23 protein-coding genes are annotated in these 19,272 nt (G+C 38.0%); 5 read left to right on the top strand and 18 right to left on the bottom strand.

Annotated elements, in window-relative coordinates; translation table 11 throughout:
* Positions 1–203: 203 nt before the first annotated feature.
* Positions 204–1,967, bottom strand: coding sequence for a glycoside hydrolase family 3 protein (locus tag LG336_RS11525; RefSeq protein WP_404332666.1), 1,764 nt, complete (start codon positions 1,965–1,967; stop codon positions 204–206).
* A gap of 352 nt (positions 1,968–2,319) precedes the next feature.
* Between LG336_RS11525 and LG336_RS11520 the strand changes: the two genes are divergently transcribed.
* Positions 2,320–3,117, top strand: coding sequence for an HAD family hydrolase (locus tag LG336_RS11520; RefSeq protein ID WP_404332665.1), 798 nt, complete (start codon positions 2,320–2,322; stop codon positions 3,115–3,117).
* 229 nt (positions 3,118–3,346) lie between these two features.
* Positions 3,347–3,553 (top strand): thioredoxin family protein, encoded by a 207-nt coding sequence (locus tag LG336_RS11515; protein WP_404332664.1) that lies wholly within the window; start codon positions 3,347–3,349, stop codon positions 3,551–3,553.
* Between the two features lie 74 nt (positions 3,554–3,627).
* Here the strand turns inward: LG336_RS11515 and LG336_RS11510 are convergent, their stop codons facing one another.
* The 3 genes from LG336_RS11510 to LG336_RS11500 form a co-directional block, all read right to left on the bottom strand.
* Positions 3,628–3,810 (bottom strand): hypothetical protein, encoded by a 183-nt coding sequence (locus LG336_RS11510; RefSeq protein ID WP_404332663.1) that lies wholly within the window; start codon positions 3,808–3,810, stop codon positions 3,628–3,630.
* A gap of 89 nt (positions 3,811–3,899) precedes the next feature.
* Positions 3,900–4,250 (bottom strand): GNAT family N-acetyltransferase, encoded by a 351-nt coding sequence (locus LG336_RS11505; protein ID WP_404333142.1) that lies wholly within the window; start codon positions 4,248–4,250, stop codon positions 3,900–3,902.
* 232 nt (positions 4,251–4,482) lie between these two features.
* Complete coding sequence (locus LG336_RS11500; RefSeq protein ID WP_404332662.1) at positions 4,483–5,460, bottom strand: ring-cleaving dioxygenase; 978 nt, start codon at positions 5,458–5,460, stop codon at positions 4,483–4,485.
* Positions 5,461–5,704: 244 nt separating this feature from the next.
* Here LG336_RS11500 and LG336_RS11495 point away from each other — a divergent pair, with 244 nt between their 5' ends.
* Positions 5,705–6,262 (top strand): GNAT family N-acetyltransferase, encoded by a 558-nt coding sequence (locus tag LG336_RS11495; protein WP_404332661.1) that lies wholly within the window; start codon positions 5,705–5,707, stop codon positions 6,260–6,262.
* 281 nt (positions 6,263–6,543) lie between these two features.
* Here the strand turns inward: LG336_RS11495 and nadE are convergent, their stop codons facing one another.
* A complete protein-coding gene (gene nadE, locus LG336_RS11490) occupies positions 6,544–7,362 on the bottom strand; it encodes an ammonia-dependent NAD(+) synthetase (RefSeq protein WP_404332660.1) in 819 nt (272 codons plus the stop codon).
* Between the two features lie 210 nt (positions 7,363–7,572).
* On the opposite strand from nadE, the gene LG336_RS11485 reads away from it, so the two are divergent.
* Positions 7,573–8,094, top strand: coding sequence for a MerR family transcriptional regulator (locus LG336_RS11485; RefSeq protein WP_404332659.1), 522 nt, complete (start codon positions 7,573–7,575; stop codon positions 8,092–8,094).
* A 117-nt stretch (positions 8,095–8,211) separates the two neighbouring features.
* Here the strand turns inward: LG336_RS11485 and LG336_RS11480 are convergent, their stop codons facing one another.
* The 3 genes from LG336_RS11480 to LG336_RS11470 form a co-directional block, all read right to left on the bottom strand.
* Positions 8,212–9,240 (bottom strand): potassium channel family protein, encoded by a 1,029-nt coding sequence (locus tag LG336_RS11480; protein ID WP_404332658.1) that lies wholly within the window; start codon positions 9,238–9,240, stop codon positions 8,212–8,214.
* Positions 9,241–9,433: 193 nt separating this feature from the next.
* A complete protein-coding gene (locus tag LG336_RS11475; protein ID WP_404333141.1) occupies positions 9,434–9,916 on the bottom strand; it encodes a ribonuclease H-like YkuK family protein in 483 nt (160 codons plus the stop codon).
* A 199-nt stretch (positions 9,917–10,115) separates the two neighbouring features.
* Entirely contained in the window at positions 10,116–11,663 is a 1,548-nt protein-coding gene (locus LG336_RS11470) for an acyl-CoA carboxylase subunit beta (protein WP_404332657.1), read from the bottom strand.
* A gap of 214 nt (positions 11,664–11,877) precedes the next feature.
* Between LG336_RS11470 and LG336_RS11465 the strand changes: the two genes are divergently transcribed.
* Positions 11,878–12,267, top strand: a complete 390-nt coding sequence (locus tag LG336_RS11465) for a thiol-disulfide oxidoreductase DCC family protein (RefSeq protein WP_404332656.1) — start codon at positions 11,878–11,880, stop codon at positions 12,265–12,267.
* Here LG336_RS11465 and LG336_RS11460 read toward each other — a convergent pair.
* The 10 genes from LG336_RS11460 to LG336_RS11415 all read right to left on the bottom strand — a co-directional run bounded on the left by LG336_RS11460 (position 12,262) and on the right by LG336_RS11415 (position 19,108).
* The gene (locus tag LG336_RS11460) at positions 12,262–13,119 is read right to left on the bottom strand and encodes an alpha/beta fold hydrolase (protein WP_404332655.1); all 858 of its coding nucleotides are present in this window, start codon (positions 13,117–13,119) and stop codon (positions 12,262–12,264) included. The two genes, LG336_RS11465 and LG336_RS11460, sit on opposite strands and share 6 nt — an antisense overlap.
* Positions 13,120–13,156: 37 nt before the next feature.
* The gene (locus LG336_RS11455; protein WP_404332654.1) at positions 13,157–13,714 is read right to left on the bottom strand and encodes an AAA family ATPase; all 558 of its coding nucleotides are present in this window, start codon (positions 13,712–13,714) and stop codon (positions 13,157–13,159) included.
* A 35-nt stretch (positions 13,715–13,749) separates the two neighbouring features.
* Complete coding sequence (locus tag LG336_RS11450; protein ID WP_404332653.1) at positions 13,750–14,250, bottom strand: GNAT family N-acetyltransferase; 501 nt, start codon at positions 14,248–14,250, stop codon at positions 13,750–13,752.
* A 122-nt stretch (positions 14,251–14,372) separates the two neighbouring features.
* Positions 14,373–15,071 carry a hypothetical protein gene (locus LG336_RS11445; protein ID WP_404332652.1) on the bottom strand — a complete coding sequence of 233 codons (699 nt, stop codon included), beginning with the start codon at positions 15,069–15,071 and terminating at the stop codon, positions 14,373–14,375.
* Positions 15,068–15,811, bottom strand: a complete 744-nt coding sequence (locus LG336_RS11440) for a hypothetical protein (RefSeq protein ID WP_404332651.1) — start codon at positions 15,809–15,811, stop codon at positions 15,068–15,070. The genes LG336_RS11445 and LG336_RS11440 overlap by 4 nt, the downstream gene beginning before the upstream one ends.
* A complete protein-coding gene (locus LG336_RS11435) occupies positions 15,789–16,691 on the bottom strand; it encodes an ATP-binding cassette domain-containing protein (protein ID WP_404332650.1) in 903 nt (300 codons plus the stop codon). The genes LG336_RS11440 and LG336_RS11435 overlap by 23 nt, the downstream gene beginning before the upstream one ends.
* The gene (locus LG336_RS11430; RefSeq protein ID WP_404333140.1) at positions 16,688–17,026 is read right to left on the bottom strand and encodes a GntR family transcriptional regulator; all 339 of its coding nucleotides are present in this window, start codon (positions 17,024–17,026) and stop codon (positions 16,688–16,690) included. Before LG336_RS11430 ends, LG336_RS11435 begins: the two co-directional genes overlap by 4 nt.
* 185 nt (positions 17,027–17,211) lie before the next feature.
* Positions 17,212–18,129: a DMT family transporter gene (locus tag LG336_RS11425; protein WP_404332649.1), complete on the bottom strand. Its 918-nt coding sequence runs from the start codon at positions 18,127–18,129 to the stop codon at positions 17,212–17,214.
* Positions 18,130–18,132: 3 nt separating this feature from the next.
* Positions 18,133–18,687 (bottom strand): GNAT family N-acetyltransferase, encoded by a 555-nt coding sequence (locus LG336_RS11420; RefSeq protein ID WP_404332648.1) that lies wholly within the window; start codon positions 18,685–18,687, stop codon positions 18,133–18,135.
* Between the two features lie 58 nt (positions 18,688–18,745).
* Positions 18,746–19,108: a group 1 truncated hemoglobin gene (locus LG336_RS11415; RefSeq protein ID WP_404332647.1), complete on the bottom strand. Its 363-nt coding sequence runs from the start codon at positions 19,106–19,108 to the stop codon at positions 18,746–18,748.
* Positions 19,109–19,272: the final 164 nt, after the last annotated feature.

The raw sequence follows: 19,272 nt of genomic DNA, 5'->3' as shown, positions 1-19,272 counted from the left end.
TTTAAGTATATCCTTTGCTTTTAACCAGATAATGCTAGCCTCATTATAACCTACTAAAAAAATCTAATTCAGCCTGTATAGGCAAATCCCCATCTTCAAGCATACAAAAAAGCATCATTTCAAGCTCAAAAATGAGTGAAATGATACTTTTTTAGATAGATCTACTCTTTAATAGCTCGTAACCATTTATCTGCTGCTAAAAATCAGATTCTCGTATCGATAAAGCCACAAAACGCATCTACAGGACTTTTCCCCTTAAATTCAGAACGTCCCATCATTTTTTCAACTAATAGCTCTAGTGTTTGCTGTCTACCATCATATGCATTAATATATGTTTTTACTTGTGGTACGTCTGCCAAGTGGTATGGATATTGAACAGAAATAAAGATGGTTGGAATTTCATGTACATAGAAAGGAATATCTGGTGTTCCTTTGCTTGCTTCCCATACAATTCTTTGAATAGTTCCTGGGTTTACATTGGCGATATTGATAATTAAATCATAGTTATCTGTCAAGTCAGTAATAGGTCTCTTCGCTGCATAAACACCAGCGATGTTTTTCATACGCTCTTCTTCGGGCAAGTCCATGATTTTTTTCATCGGAGACTCATAAATTTCGACTTCAAAACCTTGTTTTTCAAGTTCTTCCTTCATTAGGGCAATTGGTTTTGGACCTCTTCCAGCAATTAGTGCCCCAAAACCACCTTGAACACCTGTAACCTCAACTAACAGTACGCGCTTGTATTTTTCTGGAGTTACTGGCCAAATCTCTTGCTTATCTTTAACTAGAGTAATCGCTTCGTCTGCTACTTCTTTAAATAGGGCTTTGTTTTCAGGTAACCCTATTTTTGCCAAAGCTTCTTCTTTAGGAGGCAAGATTTCAGTCTTTGCTTTTTTATGAAGACCAATGCTTGCCTTTAATCCTAAAATACGTGTTAGGGCTTCTTCTAAACGCTCATCTGTGATAATTCCGTTTTTATACCCATCCATCATATATCCAAAATCTTCATCAGGATCGTTGAAGAATAAAAATAAATCACAACCAGCAGCAATCGCTGTCGGAAGCATTTCGCTTCTCTTCATCGCAGAAGTTAACGCCACCATATGGCTAGCATCTGTTACAACTACCCCATTGAATCCTAATTTTCCACGTAATAGATCAGTTGTGATTTCTTTAGAAAGAGTGGCTGGTAATAGCTCTTCATCCTTCACATCTGGGTTGAAAAATCTTTGGTACTCAGGCAAGTGGATGTGCCCAGCCATGATGGAAGGTAGACCAGCATCAATTAAACCTTTGTATACTTTTCCAAATGTCTCGTCCCATTCTTCTGTTGATAAACTATTTACACTAAAAGAAAGATGCTGATCTCTTTCATCCACACCATCACCAGGCCAATGCTTTGCTGCAGGTGCAATACCACTTTCTTGAATTCCTTTCATGTAAGCAAGGCTCATTTCTAGGACTAAATCTGGGTCTGAACCAAATGAACGACTAGAAATAATCGGATTCCGCCAATTGTAGTCGATATCTACAATCGGAGCAAAACTCCAGTTACATCCGATTGCAGATGCTTCTACACCAGAAACGCGGCCCATTTCATAAGAATATTTAGGATCATTTGTTGCCCCGATTTTAACTTCGAGTCCAACTTCGGTTCCATCTGTACATGCGCCATTTCCACCTGCTTCGGTATTCGCAGCAATTAACAATGGAATTTTACTGTTTTCTTGAAGAATTTTATTTTGCTCATATACTTCTTCTGCTTTTCCAGGATTATAGCGAACAGCACCAATATGATAATTGTTTACCATATCAGATAAGTATTCTTCTGTACGACTCGCTCCCATATTTACAAATAACTGTCCAATCTTTTCTTCAATGGACATGGAATTGATGGTTTCTTTTACCCAGTTTATATCAGAATCAGATAAATGATAAGGCTTTGCTTTCAAATCTACACTTTTCATTGTATATACGCTCCCTTATGTAATGAAGATGCTTGACTGGTATCTCTAGCTGATTCCCCAACAAATAAGGTACCCAAAGGTTGGGGAATCATTCTCACCAGTACTTGTATACTAGTATATTATTAAAACTAAAAACTTTCCACCATTTTGAATTAGTACACAAAAAATTCATAAGTTGCCACACCAACAGATGACTTTCATTAGCTTTCACCATTCTAAGTTATTTGTTATAGTAATCTTTAAATATTACTGGAAGGTTGTGTTATCCAAAGCTATTGGTTTCGCTCCAATCAACTGTGTAATAACTCAACAATAGTCATTAACTCAACCAAATGGAAAGGAACTATAAAACATGAAGTGTTTTTCAATTGATCTAGATGGTACATTATTAAATTCAAATCATGAGATTTCGAATGAGAATTTTAAAGCTTTATCATACATACAGGAGCAGGGACACGCCATTATTATCAACACAGGTCGAGCGTATGAAGATGTAATTAAATTTGATGCTATTAAACAAATTCAATGCCCTATTTTTTGTATTAATGGCACCGTTTTATATTCAGAAACAAGCGAGGTCCTTTTTGAAGCCTCTTTTCCTATTTCCATCTATAAAAAGTTGTTTCCGGTTTTAAAGCAAATGGGTTTATGGCTGATGGTTTATACGAATCGAGGTGGTTTTCCATGCAGAAACCCTGAAATTCAAGATAAAAATGATGAAGAGAAAGAGCATATTTTCCAGAGTTATGACTACGATCAAATTTTAGAGAAAGACAATCTCCAAATTTATAAGATAATGGCTGTATCACGAAAGAATCAGCTTGAAAAAATCGAAGTAGTCAAACAAGCAATTGAAGGAAATTATGAAGTTTCCATGGCTTCATCACACCCTAACAATATCGAGTTCACCTCCATTGAAGCGAATAAAGGAACCGCATTAATTCGTTATCAACAACTTGCAAATCAACAATTTGAAGAGATTTTTGCATTTGGGGACGGGGGAAATGATTTAGCTCAATTCAGAGTAGCAACCACTTCAATTGCCATGGGCAATGCACCAACTCATATTCAGGAGCAGGCTGATATTATCACTAAAACAAATGATGAAAATGGTTTTGCCTATGCAGTTCATGAACTGTTAAATCTTTAAGACTGGTTTCTTCAAACATTCTAATATCCCTTTTAGAATGAAAAGAACCTAAACGGTAACGATAAGCCTAAGGAATAATTAGTGGTTTACCGTCTTAAAAAAGGAGGCTATTGTTATGGTAAAACTCACTTCTATCGAGGAAGTTGAAGACTTTATCCATCAAAACGAGTTAAGTTTTCTTTATGTCCTAACAAATGGTTGAAGTGTTTGCCACGGTTTACTTCCTCAGGTGGAGGATGTTCTTAAAGATTTTTCTCGCATTAAATTAGCGACCATCAATGCAAAAGAAGTGCCCGAAATTGCTGGTTATTTAATGGCATTTACCGTGCCCGTTTTGGTTTTATATTTTGATGGAAAAGAGGTTTTACGTGAAGCCCGTATCGTTCACCTAGAAAAATTCCAAGAAAATATCAGGAAAATTCATGAAAGTATTTAACATGGGGGTTTCCATGCTGAGAATTAAAAAAGCCTTCATCAACTAAGTGAAGGCTTTTTTGTTCTATGTGTGAATCAATGCATCCCTTTCCATTCGCCCTGGTTTTTGGATGATTTCTTCCTTTTTTCTTTTTCCTTATGTGCTCGGTTAGCAGCTGCACTCCCGAGTTCTTTTGAGAATTCTGAATCTGTTTTACTAGAGTCAAAACCCTGTTTATTTTTTTGTGCTGCATCATTTTTCTTCGTACGTTTTGCCATGAATATCCCCCCTTCATTGTTATTATGGAAAATGATTGGGGAATTATGCGTAATGTACTCTTTGGTAAAATCTATTAAGAAATTAAAGATTAGATCTCACGATAATAGCGCAAAGAGACGTACTTTTCATGCTTACTATTACCAAAACACTGGATTTCTTCCGCAAATATGAACCCTTTGGCCTCATAAAATGGAATTCCTTTTTGATTTCCTTTCGCCACAGAAACCCATTGTTTTGTTGCTCCTTTTACTTTTTGTACTTCTGTAAGAGCATTTAACAGAAGAGTTCCAATCCCTTCTCTCCCTCTTTCTGGGTCAAGGTATAAAACAAAAACCTCACTTATATCTTTACCAATTATCCCGCCACCAATTGCACCAATCACTTTTTCAGCCTCTAGCGCAACAAGCCAGCCATCCCACCCATCGAATTCAACGTTTATCTCTTCCCGAATGCGTTAAAGATGATAAAATTCTTCTATTGTTCTTTCTATTTACTCCTGTGAGTGGGTATCCCTGTAGGTTGCCCGATAGGCATCTGAACAAACTTTTGCAATACCTTCGGCATGCTTAACTTCTGCACGCAGTATGTCCACTACTCATACCTCCTCGCCCCAAATGAATTAATTTTTCACAATTTAAATCTGGAATAAATGAAATCCCAGGTTTTAATGATTATTCTTTTGTATCCAATGGTTCTAGACGTGATTCAATTTCCTGTCTCTTATCCTCAAAATATGGCGGCAAGGCAAGGGTTTCACCTAAATGCTCGAAAGATTCATCCCCTTCAAACCCTGGTCCATCTGTAGCTAATTCAAACAAGATACCGTTTGGCTCGCGAAAATAAAGAGAACGGAAATAATAACGCTCCACAAATCCCGAACTAGGTATGCGGTTTTCTTTAAGAAATGTCACCCATTTACGCAATTCTTCTTCACTTTCAACTCGAAATGCAACATGGTGGACACTTCCTCGACCTGCTCGTTCGCGAGGGAGATCCGCCTGTACAATAATGTGGAGCTCTGCACCATTACCACCTTCACCGGTTTCTAGTACCGTTACCTCATGTTGACCCGGGGACAAAATGTAATTCCCAGTTTCACGGTAACCTAAAATTTGTGTTAGTACCTGCTTAGTGGGTCCTAAATCGGCAACGGTCAACATCACCGGACCTAGGCCAAAGATTGCATGCTCTACCGGAACAGTGCTTTTTACCCAAGCCCTTCCACCTGAAACTCCCATATTATTCTCATCGGAAATCAAGGCTAGGCGCTGATTTTCAAAATCCCTGAAAAACAAAGCTTTTTTTCCATTGATTTCAGTCATTTCATCATGTTCAACATTATATTTTCCGAAACGGTTTTTCCAATATTGAAGAGACTCATCTGTTGGCACCCGTAAGGTTGTCAATGATATGCTATTTGTCCCTGGATAAGTTCGCCCGGCATTTCGAATTTCAAAAAAGGTTAAATCCGTACCAGGATTTCCTCTTTCGTCTGCGTAAAACAGGTGATACATGGAGGTTTCATCCTGATTCACCGTTTTTTTCACTAATCTCATTCCGAGTTTTTCTGTATAAAATTCATAATTTCTCTTGGCATCTTTTGTAATCGCCGACACATGATGTTGCCCTTTTAATGGTTTTAGCTGCATTTTTTTCTCCTTTAGTTTCATCTTTACTTTTATTGTAATTATTAATGGATAGGGTTTCCAGCTTAATGCCCTTCAATGATTAATACATGGTTTTAAAGAAAATTTTCTTACCCTAACTATTAATTGAAGATTCTGTGAAACATTTATCAAAAGTGAAAATTGGGAGGAAATTTATGCAACAATAAAGAAGAAGTAAGGTTAGTACCATTTAATACCTCAATTAAAATAATTGGAGGTGCACAGGATGCACATGAGTGAACCTTTAAAGGGAAGCCTGGTGCAGCTAGAGAATCTTAAAGAAAAAGATCTGCATGAATTATGGGACCTCATCTATAATGAGGATCATCCAGAATGGAGAAAATGGGATTCACCCTACCTTACCCTTCAACCAATAGAATATGAGAAGTTCCACGATCAAATGCTCAACTTAATAAAACAAGGACTTGATAAACAATTGGTGGTTAAGGTAAAGGAAAAAATGATCGGTGTAATTTTTTATGATTGGGAACATGAATCTTCAAATTCACTTGAAATTGGAATAGCCATTTACCACCCAGCTTATAGAGGTGACCCTTATGTGTCAGATGCCATAAAAACATGGATGGATTATTTATTTTACACCTTTCCTATTCCACGAATCGGACTTTCGACATGGTCAGGAAATGATCGAATGATCAAAATTGGGAAAGAGCTTGGCATGATGGTGGAAGGTCGCATTCGCAAAAGTCGACTATACCGAGGCAAGTATTATGACAGCGTTAAGCTTGGTATCTTAAGAGAAGAATGGGAAAGTGTACAATAAGAGAAAAACAGCGTATCCATTTCAGATACGCTGTTTTTAATAGGCTGTTTTCGTAAAGATTGTTGTTAAAATTGTAAAAATCTTAAAGCCGATTTTTACTACCTAAAGCCGATTTTAACGCAAGATAAGCTATTTGGTACGTGATAAGAAGTTTGCACTCTCTTTTCTCATTAATAAAAGGGTACTTTGAAGTGAAACAAAGCTTAATTCAACGAATTTGTATCCAAGAGCAACAAAGTTTGAGAAAAGAGCCTTTTAATAACAACAAAAAATAGTTGTTATCATTTCCACCATTGATCAAAAATAGTGGCGGGTAATTGGCGCTTATGCTCGGTTACAAGGTATCGTTTTTCAATTTTTTCTGCTACTTCAGCGGGTACCTTTTTGCCTTCTAGATAATCGTCTAGCTCATCATATGTAATGCCTAGCTCTGTTTCATCGGCTTGGCCTGGCTTTTGGTCCAATAAGTCTGCTGTAGGAACTTTCAAGTAAAGCCTTTCTTCTGCACCTAGTTCTTGTAACAAGGCTCTCCCCTGGCGCTTGCTTAAACCTGATAACGGGAGGATATCCGCTCCACCATCGCCATATTTCGTGAAGAAGCCGGTTACAGCTTCCGCAGCATGATCGGTTCCGATAACAAGCAAGCCCTCTTCCCCACCAATTGCGTATTGTGCAATCATTCTCATTCGTGCCTTTACATTGCCTTTTTGGTAATCGCTCAACAGATTCGCGCCCATCGTATTGTATTCAGTCTCTGCTGCATCCACGGCACTTTTGATATTATAGACATACTCTTCGTCGGCCTTAATAAAATTAAGCGCTGCCTGCGCGTCATCCTCATCCTTCTGAACTCCATAAGGTAGGCGCACAGCAATGAACTTAGCTTCATCCCCTTCGTTTCTAGCCTCTTCCACCGCAAGCTGGGCAAGTCTGCCTGCCAAACTGGAATCTTGTCCACCACTAATCCCAAGTACAAAGCCCTTCGCGCCCGAGTTTTTTAGGTAGTTTTTTAAAAAGGTTACCCGGTCTTTTATTTCCTGCTTTGCGTCAATTTCTGATTTTACATGTAAATCCTTAATAATTGTCTCTTGTATACTCATTGCATCCACCTCGTCTTTAATATACTAAAAGTTTAATACTTTCTGACTCTAGATTCAAATGAATGGTAAGGTTCTACCCACAGAAGTTTGTGCAACTTCGACAATACACGAAGAATATTCACTATCTTTGCCGAACAAATACTTGTTTTGTCATTCTTAAAGGATTCTTCCATTCGATAGCGAATGTGTAATTATCGGGGAGGGATTCGTATGAATACAAATGCAGTTGCAAAATTACTTGGTGTTTCACCGAGCACCATTCAGCGATGGGTGAAGCATGCCAATCTTAAAATGAACCGAAATGAACTTGGTCATTATGTGTTTAATGATGAAGATATTGAAGTGATGAAAAAAATTCAGGAACAGATTAATAATGGAGTCCTCCTTCAAGATATTGCTGCGGCAGCAAAAAAGACTCGCCAGGCAACGGTAAAAAAGGAAATTCGCCAGGATGATTTCGAAAAACTTCTAACCAAAATGACTGAACTCGAATCAAAAATAGAGCGTAAAGCAGATGAACACGTCTCATACCAACTACTACAGCACCGAAGAGAAATCGAGGAGCTAAATGAAAGGATTGAAACCCTAACACAACAAATTGAACGGTTAGAGGAAAAGAACCGCCAGAGTGAACCGGACCCAATCGAAATGGTCGCTGCCTCTACTGAAGAGACTGGACTTTTTAAAAGAATAAAGAAAAAAAATTTCATAAGTTCATTTTTGGGGATTTGAAAAAGCACATTTGGAAGGATGTGCTTTTTTATTTTCCAATAAAAAGAGAAACGAGATTGCTTAAATTTCACCCCGAGTTTTCCCTTCGATACAGCCTTCTATCCCATGGTTCTATACCTATCTTATGATTTTTTCATATGTCTTTTCATCGCAAATCACGAACAATTTTACGTCGGATGATATCCTTTCATTGGAGCGGCGTGCGATGTCTAGACTGGTTCCGTCCGAAATTAATGTAGCCCCTTGTTCAAATAGTTCTGTTGCTGCATCCCTATACGTAATCCAATGTGTCTTTTTCCTTATCTCATAAAGGTTTTCCCCTTCTCTTTTACTCATTAGCTGTTCAAATAATTGACTGGAGCCATGATGAATGGTCGCCTGCGCCATTAAACGTGACAAAGAGTCACTTGAAAGAATAAATTCGTCGACATTCGCGTGCTCAAAAAGGGCTAGATGCATTTCTTTCTTCACTTCAACAACTGTATAGATATCTTTTTTATACTTCTTTGCAAGTTGTTCCACTCTTGAGGCAATCAGTAGTGTCTTTCCGTCAGAATACTCTGCTTGTTCATTCCATTCATCTGAAAAGATTGCCACTGATTTTGCCTCAAGAATATTAGCTTTCATTAAGACGTTTTCAGCCGCTGGGTTTCCACTAACATAATGGACCCTCTCATGCTCGATTGGGGAACGGGAGCCATCGTCAACAACGACAACATCACTTTTTTTATCGTTAAGAAGGATTTCCTCAAGAATACTTCCGAGCTTATCCTTTGAGGAGCCAATCAAGATATAGTGTTGTTTCCCCTCATAGTTCAATTTCCCTTCCTCCTTTAGCCTTCGGAATATAGTCAAACCCTCGAAGAGCTTTCCTACGAGAATCCCCATTGCCCCAATCCCAAAGGTGTAGACAAGAGCCATTGTAAATATCTTCCCAAAATTGGTTTTAGGATAAATATCACCGTAGCCCACTGTAACGAGTGTTGTCATCGTCCACCATAGGGCGTCAATAAACCGGGGAAATGTTTCAGATTCTATCTTCAACATCAAAAAACTACTAAGGAACATTAGAATAATAGCAATCATTGCAGCATGCCATAGACTAATCTTAATTAATTTTGAGAGCATTCTATGTAAAATACCCATTTTGCATCCTCTTTTCAAAATGCCATCGAACTTAGTTGAACGATCTGCTGAATCCTTTACCCATTATACCCAAATAATGGAGATGAATGCCTTCATACTGAGTATTTCTCGCCTTTTACAACAAAAAGAACGGCGGTTCTAACCCCCGTCCGATACGCCTATTTGTTCGAAATATAATCAAATTAAGAATTAGTTACTTCGTAAATCGGTTTGCATAACTGGATGCTACAAATGCCTCTGGTTTAATTTTAGGCTCTACACCGATGGTTTCAAGTCGTGCAACCATTTCCTGCACAAACTCTCTTGTCTTATTTCTCTTCCCTGAACCGATATCCAAATGCCCTTCCATCGTAAAAGTCGCACCTTTATAAATATGCGGTAAGACTATGTCAATCATCCTGTTCTTATGCTCTTCTGTAAACTGGTAAACGATTTCCTCCGTAAGTGAAGTCTCATAACTGATTCGTTCATGTAGATGAAGCATTTTTCTTGGAACAATACTTTTTCTAATACAAGCCCATGCGCCTTTCCCTTCATTTTGAATCACAATACCCGTAATAAAAATGGTCCTGTCCATGTGAACTTGAGAATCGGTCCCCACCATCAATTTGTAATTTCCATTTGGCTTCCGGTTCATAAATTTCAGTATTCTCTCAAATACTTGGTCAAAAGTCATGTTCCGTTCTTGTAAATTCTGAAAAACATACCTTTTATCTCGATTTGTAACCACCTGATATCACCACATTATTTGGGATAGAAACGAATTTTTCACCCTAAGAACACCTCGGATACTACTATTATATTAAGCTAGTAGCAGGATGTTGTTCTTTTTCTGTGATTTTTTCGAGTGGACACGCAACAAGGAAACCTATAACTTAAATTCCAGTTGGCCAAGTAGCCAAACGGCGCTCACTTTTTTTCCGTTTTGAGGTTAATAGGTATTCGAGCGATTGACATAAGAATTTTCTTGTTTCGGCGGGCTCTATTACATCATCAATTAAATGTTTGGCCGCCGCTTTATAAGGCGAACTGTCAAATGACCAATGGTTAAGAAGCTCCTGTCTCATTTCCTTTGGGTTTTCGGCATTAGCCAACTCACGCCCATACACAACATTAATTCCCACTTCTGGACCTGTAAAATTAATTTCTGCCGTTGGCCAAGCCACAACCAAATCGCCACCCATACCTGGACCAGACATATTCCCATAGGCTGCACCAATACTTTTGCGAATAACTACAGAAATCTTTGGGACTGTGGCCAGTGCGAGTGCTTGATTCCACACCATAATTTTTGTTGGCATTTTTGCTTTTTCCGCTTCCGAGCTAATACGAAACCCTGGTGTATCATGAAGGAAAACCAATGGAATATGAAAGGAATCACAGAGACAAATAAATTCGGTCGCTTTTTGGCATTCTTGAGGACCTGGTGCCCCCGCAAATTGATTCGGTTGATTTGCAATAATTCCAACCGTTTGTCCATTCAAATGAGTCAGTACAGTTATCAATCCTTTGCCGAATTTAGGCTGAATCTCAAAATATTCGCCATCATCAACAAGAACTTGTATGATTTTTTTCATATCATACACTCGGTTGCTCTTCTCCGGAAGGATGTCATACACTTCCTCAACCCTTCGGTTAGGATCATCATTGGTAGGTCTCATAGTCGGAGGTTCTTCCGCATTTTGTGGCATATATTCAAAATAAGTCTTTAACTGGTTGATACATTCTTCTTCCGTAGCAGCATTCTGATCAATTTGTCCGGTAAATTTGTTATGAACTGTGACCCCACCGAGTTCCTCTAGAGGTAACTTTTGACCATTCGCGAGCTCAAGCATCCTTGGTCCCGCAATTGCCATGCATGTACCATCAAGCTGGGTGACAAAATCAGACGATACCGCCATCCAGGTTGGTCCACCAAAACTATCGCCAAGGATGGCCGTCATCGTCGGGACCTGTCGATGATGGGTTAACATTTCTGGGGGAAACAATTTATCACTAATCCCGTCTGAGCCCATCCCATCTGGCATCCGTAAACCTCCACCTTCATGTAAAAAAAACAACGGTAGACCATTGCGAACGGCAAAATCATGTACAATCCTTGATTTTCGGATATGAACATTCCCTTCTGTCGCAGCAAAAACAGTCTTGTCACCAGCCTGAACAACAGCTGGTCGACCATTAACTTTACAAACTCCTGCTATGAGGCCGTCACCATAGCTTTTCTGTTCCTTCCCCCTTACATCAGAAGTATTTAACATTCCAAACTCCATAAATGACCCTTCATCAGCCAATAATTCAATTCTTTCTCTTGCAGTTAAAAAACCTCGCTCATGCTGACTCTTGATTTTCGCTTCTCCACCCCCTAGTCGAGCAGCGGCTTTTCTTTCTTGTAAATCTTCTACTTGCTTTCTAATATTGTCCATCGATTCCTCCTATTATATGAAAATAAATATTCCAACCAGTCGGTATATTTAGAATCTTCCGAATACAACCTTTACTCTATCATAATATGTATGACAGCGAATAACAATTATTTCAGTTAAATATTGTTCTATACTATATGTGTCGTCGTACTTATCGAGATATAGTTCTGTTAAAATATAGAGAGTACATTTTTTTGTTAGATGGAGGGTCTAGATGAACAAAATCGTTTTATTTGATGGAGAATGCCATTTTTGCGACCGAAGTGTTCAATTTATTATTAAAAGAGATCCCAATGCTTATTATAAGTTCGCCTCATTACAAAGCGATATTGGGCAACAATTCCGTAAGGACTATAGCATCCCTCTTTATATAGACAGCTTAATATTAATAGAGAATGAGCACTACTATGTAAAGTCAACAGCCGCTCTACGTATCTGTAAAAACTTAAAAGGGGTGTGGAAAATCGGAGTTGCCTTTCTCCCTATTCCCACATCCATTCGAGATCTTGCCTATGACTTTATTGCGAAAAATAGATATAAGTGGTTTGGAAAAAAGGATAAATGCAAATTGCCTTCTCCAGAGACGAGAAAAAGATTTTTATAACTTATTTCCAATCTCTGATACAAACAGGCGAAACTCTTTCAGAAATTTTTCCTTTTCTTCTAAGAAAGGATAGTGATTGCTCTCTGAAAAAATAATCAGTTTTGAATTGGGAATCTCTTCGCGCAACTCAAGCGAGTACAGCAACGGACATTGAACATCATATTTCCCACAAATAATTATAGTAGGTGTTGTAATCAGTTTTAGCTTTTTGCTAACATCAAAGATTTGTAGTTCCCGATTAAAGAAGTTCAGCCTAATGGCTGACATTTTTTTCGACCTATTATCAGAAAAAAGTTCAGAATATCGTTGTGGTTCATATAATGACAGCTTCGTTCTTTCTATTGCTAGTGCCTTTCTTGCTTCATTTGATATATCAGGGCGTTTTAGTTCTTCTATTAAATCTTGCATTTTTGTAAACTGTGGATGATTGCGATTGTAAATACAGTCTGAGGAAAAAGATGCATACTCCCTTGCTGCAGCACCCACCACAATATTGAAGCTCAAACTATTTGAAAAATAAATACCATAAATTAGCCCCAACATCCCTCCTGTCGAGTGCCCAGCGTACCCCCATCTGTTAAAGCCTAAAGCCTCGCGAATTGCTTCCAAGTCAAAAATGGTTTCTAACATACTAAGTTGATAATGCTCCATAGCTTTCGCCGACTGTCCTGCCTCCCTTAAGTTAACAAGATAAACTTGATGTGAGATCGTAAAAGTATCAGCAAAATAGTCCCCTGTCTCATTAAACTCAGAATAATGATGTGTCACACATAGTGGGTTTCCATTCCCCTTAATGAAAATTTCAAACTCTCCCCTAGAAGTGGTGACCACTCTTCTTTTCCATTTATCCAACCTATTTCCTCCTAGTCATTCTATATGAATGAGTCTTCTATAATCCGAAGGTTTCCTTTATCGTCTTTGCAACATCTTCAGGACTTTTTTTAGTATTGTTAATCTTAATGTAATTTTCTCTTGTTATTTCCCCATCAACCGAGTTCAATCGATATTGATTCATACTACTTTTCAATTCATTTTCGGACCATTCGATATCACGCTTCGAAGGCTTGTGTGCAAGACGGTTTGGCGTTTTATTTCTATCCAGTCGTTCATCCAAATCTGCTTCAAGCTCAACAAAGTAGACTTCTCCACCTTTTTCTTCAAAGATCTCGCATAGGTTGTCAACAAACTCCCAGTCATCCTTTTCGTTAAAAGCCCAAACATAAGTAAAAATCATTCCTTCCAAATCACTATTCGCTACAGCTTTAAAGATTTCAAATCGGAATAATGTCGATAATCTCCATGTCTCAGGACCGAAATCAAAAATTGGAGATAAAAGCTCTAGCGTCATATGATTATGAAAGAGCTTTAAATCAGTTATTCTAGCTAATTCTTGCCCTACCGTCATTTTCCCGACGGCTTGTGGGCCAAAGATTAAAACAAATTTCATACGATCCTCCATGAAGATAGAATATTACTTAGAATTTATAAAAACAAAACCATATGGTGCTCGTCCAAATAAGATCTTTCATCTAACTTTAATGCCCGTTTTTCTGTACCAAATACCTCAAACCCCAATGATGTATATAGTTTCTTTGCTGGTTCATTTGTCGTCACAACAGACAAATTTAGTTGCTCGATTTCACCAATTGTTTTTGCTTGATTAATTGCCTCAATTAATAATAATCTGCCAATGCCAGAGCCACGATTTTCAGGGTCCACATACATGCCTACAATACTGGCTCTATGTCTAAACTTTACATATTTCTCTCTCATCAATGTAACCGTGCCGACCAACTGATTATGTAGAAAAGCCCCATATGTGATAGATTCTTCTGATGAGAGCCTTTGTTCATACATCTCAACAGGTCTATCTTTCTCTTCCTCAAAGCTTGAACCAAAAGCCTCAGGGTTGTTTTTCAACGCCGTTAATCTAATTTTCAAGTAATTCTCAGCATCTTGGACTCCTAATTTTCTAATATTCACCTTCCCACCCCTTAGAACAAATGATTTTATCAATCATTATACTTCAGAAAATAATGGAAATAAACGAAAAGAGTGTTCCTAAAACGGAACACCCTTGGGGAGCAATTGTTAGTAGTTAATTACTAATTTATTAGTAGTAGAGAATCAACATTTCCGTCAATCTCTAAATCCCTGGGAATGCGCAAATAAACAAAAGAATCGCCACTCCTAAAAGAATGATGCTCAAACATCGATTCCCCAGTGAATTGTCTAATAGGATACCCATTACCTGCAATCGCAAAATTAAACTCTTGATAAATAGAATTGATTGTAAGGATACTTTCTGTTAGTTCAACTTGACTGGGCTTAAGAAGGCTAGAGAAATCAAGACCATCTACCACTAAACCGGTTGAATAAATAGCTACCTCAATAGTAGAAACATCCTTTTCTACTCTTTCCACAAAAATCTGCGGCCCATTATTTGTATTAGAAACAATCTTTATTGAGTTATTAGGATAATCATCAAAGCTCATCTTTTCTTGTAGATAAGCAGGATCAATTTCAGCGAATTGCCCATCACTCAGCTTCGAAAAAATCTCTGAAAATGGATCATTCACTCCATCTTCGGAATCCTTATAATCAATCCTTTCTATTTGATTATGCTCCTGCGCAAAGAGCGGAACATCTATTGAGGCAAGAACTAGCACCCCCACATAAATCAATAGCAGCCAGTGGGTAATTTTTATGGTCAAATACTTTTTCCCAATCTTAACTGCGATGAAAAAGAACAATCCAAACAATAGGACAAGAACAATTGGCAAAATGGCACCCAGGACCATCATTTTCTCACCTCCAAGCGGTTCAAGACGCTTATTGCGACTGTAAACAATGCTAGCGTTGTCAGAACCGCTTTCAGAATAAATAGCGATACTGTTGTTTCCATTGTATAAAATTGAATGAAGTTCCAAAGGGTTGGCTCCTTTGATGAGGAAGCTTGTAAAAATAATGACCCAATGAACAATCCTGGGAGGATAACCACAAACAATTTGCTTACTTGAACCAATGTTCCGACAAGATAACCAATCGAGCTAATCAAGAACAAGTAGAAAAACGTAATACTGAATCCAAGAATGAAATGGGAAGAACCACCTGATAGAAGGTATAGTTGTTCATCCAAGAATAGTGTTGCAATAACCTGTAATAAATTTCCCGACAATACAGAGGTAACAGCACCAAGAAGGCTGGCACTACCCAAAAACAAAATATTAGATAGGCTGCTACTAAGTCGATTGGTTACGAACGAGAAATCATGATTTCGATACGGTTTAGTTGTAATCGTAACTGCTGTAATAAACGCCCATATCATCGTAAATGTAAAAATCATATCAGAAGAATAGTATTTTATATTGACACTAATGTCTCCCCCGCCAAAGCCAGAGGAACCCACTCCACCAAATGAAAAGAGCATCGCTAAAATCTGAATCCCCACAAGCGAACTAAACGAATCAATGTTTGCTTTCAACTTATAAAAATATTGATGTTTCACCGCTTCTACTAAACTAGTTGTTGTTAAAGACATCATCAATCCCCCCCTTTGCCTCTGTTGTGAGATAAACAAAAAGGTCACTTGAACGGACAGGTGTAACCTCTAAACCAGCTAGATGTGCTTGTTCTTCTATGCTACCTAATAAATCCCGTTTTACAACTGCATACATTGTATTCATTCCAACCTCATTCTTGTATAGAATGTCTGTTTTGTTCATTAGTTTTAGTATCGTTTCTGTATTTCCTTTAATCCCTATTGCCCATTCTTTTAAATCGGCAATTGGCAAATGCAAAAGCTTGCTCCCCTTATTAATTAGAAGGACATTCTCTAGGATGTCTTCTATTTCATCAACATGGTGACTTGAAATGATAATTGTCCGTGGATGGGCGATATAATCTTTGAGCAAGGCACGATAAAAGTCCTTCCTAACGGCTTCATCCATTCCTGTTGTCGGTTCATCAAAAATGGTTAACGGGCAGCGAGACGCTAATCCGATAATCATATTAAACGTACTCGTTTTCCCTTTTGATAGACGGTTATGATAACCTTTGTGGTCAAAGCCAAAATAATCAAATAAACGTCTTGCTAGATTTGCATCCCAATTTGGATAAAATCGTCCAGCTTCTTCTAATAATTCACCCAACTGCAATGCTGGAGGGAAACTCATTTGATCATCAACAAAGATGCTATTTACCGAAACATTCAGGCTGTTAAATGGGCGCTCAGAAAAAACTCTGACTTCCCCTGATGTATTTTTTATAAATCCAGCGATGATTTTAAGCAAAGTGGTTTTCCCAGCACCGTTTCTGCCAATTAGCCCTGTAATGGTATTCTCCTCAATCGAAAATGATAAATGGTTCAATACCTTGTTTCTGGTATAGGACTTGGTCAACTCTGAACATTCTATTACCTTCATGTTTGGACCTCCTCTTCATTTGCGTCTTGGATCATGGCGATTAATTCTTGCTTGGAAATCCTTAACCTGGTTGCCTCCTGAACCAATTCTTGTACTAACTGCTTTAGTGTTTGATTTTTTCGTTTATTTAGGATGATTTGTTTTGCCTCTTCAGTCACAAACATTCCCAGCCCCCGCTTTTTAAATAAAATCTTCTCATCTACCAGCAAATTAAGTCCTTTTGCTGCTGTAGCTGGATTAATCGTATACATTTCTGCTAGCTGGTATTGTGAGTACACCTTTTGATTCGCTTGGAAGTGGTTATTTAATATTTCTGATTCAATCCAATCGGCAATTTGGACATAAATAGGCTTTGAACTATTATGGTTAAGAATTGCCCTCGCCCCCTTCCGATATAGTGCATTACTGTTGTAATGTAGTATATATTAATCTGCCAATTTTTTCAATACGACTTGTAAAAATCAGTTAATTGGCCTAATAAAAAACAGCCCATAAATGGACTGTTAAAATGTTTTCTCGATTACATCGCTTGTGTATCCTTGGCTATTTTTCTATTAATCATAGAAGTGATAAACTCTTTGTTTACACTTGCTAATACGGCACCTAGGATTGTTATACTCCCACCGACCCAAGAGACGAAAGACACCTGTTCCTTAAGCAAGAGAATCCCAAACAAAACGGTCCATACAGGCAATAAATTTAGGTATGGAGCCGCTTGACTTGGGCCAACGATTTTAACACCAGCGTTCCAAGCTAAATAAGCTCCAACAGATGCAAGTGTACTCACATAAATCAAAGAGGCCCATGCTGTACCTGTCATACTAACCGTGTTTAGTTGTACTGTTCCGATACAACTAATCGCGCTGAAGACTGTCCCATACAAGGCAGCCCCGGCAGTTAATGTTAGAGAATCATGCTTTTTTCCATACTGTTTACCGAGCACCGTATAAATTCCCCAAGCTAAGCAAGCCAGCAAGACTTGAAAGTTTCCTAGCAACGATCCTTCTAAGTTAGCACCTCCACTTTTCCCTAAAAATAAAATGATAACCCCTAAAATGGAAATCCCTGCGCCACCCCACGCTTTTAGACTTATCTTTTCTTTTAAGATAAATGGCGTAAATAAGAGAATACTTATTGGAATTCCAGATGATATCATGCCCGCTTGAGAAGCACCTATATTCCCCAGTGCCATATATGTCAATGTAGAAAAAGCAAAAATACCCGTGAAACCAAGGATGGCAAATTCTTTCCACAATGCCAACATAGGGAGTTTCTTTTTATTTAAAATTAATAACACTACAAGAATAAGTGTTGATATCCCCCACCGAGCCGTATTTAGTAGGGTTGAGGGCATTGCTTCACTTAAGTATCTTCCACAAATATAATTTCCACCCCAAAGGATGGTTGCCACGACTAATAAACAAATTCCGCGTTTCATTTTCTATTGAACCCCTAAATGGCTCTTGCGCTTTTGTTCGTTCCATTCTTCTTCCAATATACACATTTCCCATTGACTCCAATAAGTTTCGCCGTGTTTGCAAGTGTCTCGTAACAGTCCTTCTTTTTTAAAGCCCGCTTTTTCGTAGCAAGCTATAGCAGGCAAATTAAAATCAAAGACACCCAGACAAATTCGATGTAATTTCAGTTCATTAAAAGCAATTTTTAGTATTTCCTCTATCATTAGCTCTCCTATGCCCTGACCTCGATAGCGTTCGTTGCCAACTAGTACTCTACCGATTCGCGCTGATTTGTTTCTTTGATCAATTTTCGTTAAAGATATATGGCCAATCACATCATTTGTCTCTTTATGAACCACACTAAAAATTAGTTTAGTAGCATTTTCGTGATTGGCATCTTTTACATAGTCCTCAAGCTGCGCCTCTGTCAACGGGTAATGAAAGCTAAATCCTGCCCATTGAAGCAAGAATGCAGGTGAATCCACCCATTGAATAAGAGTCTGATAATCTGGTGGAACAAAATACCTTAAAGTAATCATGGCCCCTCCCCTATAAAGGGAGTTGAAAACAACTCCCTAGATAAATTGCTTTTAACAATTATTTATCAAGAATATCGTCCCTAAGGGTAGCAACTTTTGTCAAAGCTGTATCAATATCTGATTCGCTTACACCAAAGTGAGCTAGCGCATCGTGTAAATGTTTGACAATGGCATTAAAATGCTCAGGTTGTAAATTCATTCCCTCATGTGCTTTGGCCATCGACTTACCTGAATACTGGTTCGGTCCGCCCAATGCAAAACTAATAAATTTGGCTTGATGACGGATTTGTTTGTCCATATCCGTCTCTTCAAAAAATTGATTAACGGTTTCATCCTTTAAAACAAGTTCATGATAAAAATAATCAACAACCTTTTCAATCGCTTCAGATCCGCCGACTTTTTCGTATAGACTCTGTTCCATAGAAAACACCTCGTTTAAAATTTATTCATAGGTATTTTCTACAGAAACCCTAGATTTATCCAAGGTTATTTAAAAACTGAAGGACTATATTAAATTTTCTAAATTTAAACTAATTTTATCATGATATAATTTAGAAATAAACAATACTAATCGTATCGACTTAT

The sequence above is a fragment of the Mesobacillus maritimus genome (assembly GCF_044803185.1).
In the GTDB taxonomy this organism is placed as follows: Bacteria; Bacillota; Bacilli; order Bacillales; family Cytobacillaceae; genus Mesobacillus_B; species Mesobacillus_B maritimus_B.
Note: the sequence above shows the minus strand (reverse complement) of the source record. Positions and strands in the feature narration are given on the sequence as shown.

What these genes read in the sequence shown, in the direction of transcription:
- LG336_RS11525 (WP_404332666.1), bottom strand. Translation starts at nt 1,967, where the DNA reads ATGAAAAGTGTAGATTTGAAAGCAAAGCCTTATCATTTATCTGATTCT.
- LG336_RS11520 (WP_404332665.1), top strand. Translation starts at nt 2,320, where the DNA reads ATGAAGTGTTTTTCAATTGATCTAGATGGTACATTATTAAATTCAAAT.
- LG336_RS11510 (WP_404332663.1), bottom strand. Translation starts at nt 3,810, where the DNA reads ATGGCAAAACGTACGAAGAAAAATGATGCAGCACAAAAAAATAAACAG.
- LG336_RS11500 (WP_404332662.1), bottom strand. Translation starts at nt 5,460, where the DNA reads ATGCAGCTAAAACCATTAAAAGGGCAACATCATGTGTCGGCGATTACA.
- LG336_RS11495 (WP_404332661.1), top strand. Translation starts at nt 5,705, where the DNA reads ATGCACATGAGTGAACCTTTAAAGGGAAGCCTGGTGCAGCTAGAGAAT.
- nadE (WP_404332660.1), bottom strand. Translation starts at nt 7,362, where the DNA reads ATGAGTATACAAGAGACAATTATTAAGGATTTACATGTAAAATCAGAA.
- LG336_RS11485 (WP_404332659.1), top strand. Translation starts at nt 7,573, where the DNA reads ATGAATACAAATGCAGTTGCAAAATTACTTGGTGTTTCACCGAGCACC.
- LG336_RS11480 (WP_404332658.1), bottom strand. Translation starts at nt 9,240, where the DNA reads ATGGGTATTTTACATAGAATGCTCTCAAAATTAATTAAGATTAGTCTA.
- LG336_RS11475 (WP_404333141.1), bottom strand. Translation starts at nt 9,916, where the DNA reads ATGACTTTTGACCAAGTATTTGAGAGAATACTGAAATTTATGAACCGG.
- LG336_RS11470 (WP_404332657.1), bottom strand. Translation starts at nt 11,663, where the DNA reads ATGGACAATATTAGAAAGCAAGTAGAAGATTTACAAGAAAGAAAAGCC.
- LG336_RS11465 (WP_404332656.1), top strand. Translation starts at nt 11,878, where the DNA reads ATGAACAAAATCGTTTTATTTGATGGAGAATGCCATTTTTGCGACCGA.
- LG336_RS11455 (WP_404332654.1), bottom strand. Translation starts at nt 13,714, where the DNA reads ATGAAATTTGTTTTAATCTTTGGCCCACAAGCCGTCGGGAAAATGACG.
- LG336_RS11445 (WP_404332652.1), bottom strand. Translation starts at nt 15,071, where the DNA reads ATGATGGTCCTGGGTGCCATTTTGCCAATTGTTCTTGTCCTATTGTTT.
- LG336_RS11440 (WP_404332651.1), bottom strand. Translation starts at nt 15,811, where the DNA reads ATGATGTCTTTAACAACAACTAGTTTAGTAGAAGCGGTGAAACATCAA.
- LG336_RS11435 (WP_404332650.1), bottom strand. Translation starts at nt 16,691, where the DNA reads ATGAAGGTAATAGAATGTTCAGAGTTGACCAAGTCCTATACCAGAAAC.
- LG336_RS11425 (WP_404332649.1), bottom strand. Translation starts at nt 18,129, where the DNA reads ATGAAACGCGGAATTTGTTTATTAGTCGTGGCAACCATCCTTTGGGGT.
- LG336_RS11420 (WP_404332648.1), bottom strand. Translation starts at nt 18,687, where the DNA reads ATGATTACTTTAAGGTATTTTGTTCCACCAGATTATCAGACTCTTATT.
- LG336_RS11415 (WP_404332647.1), bottom strand. Translation starts at nt 19,108, where the DNA reads ATGGAACAGAGTCTATACGAAAAAGTCGGCGGATCTGAAGCGATTGAA.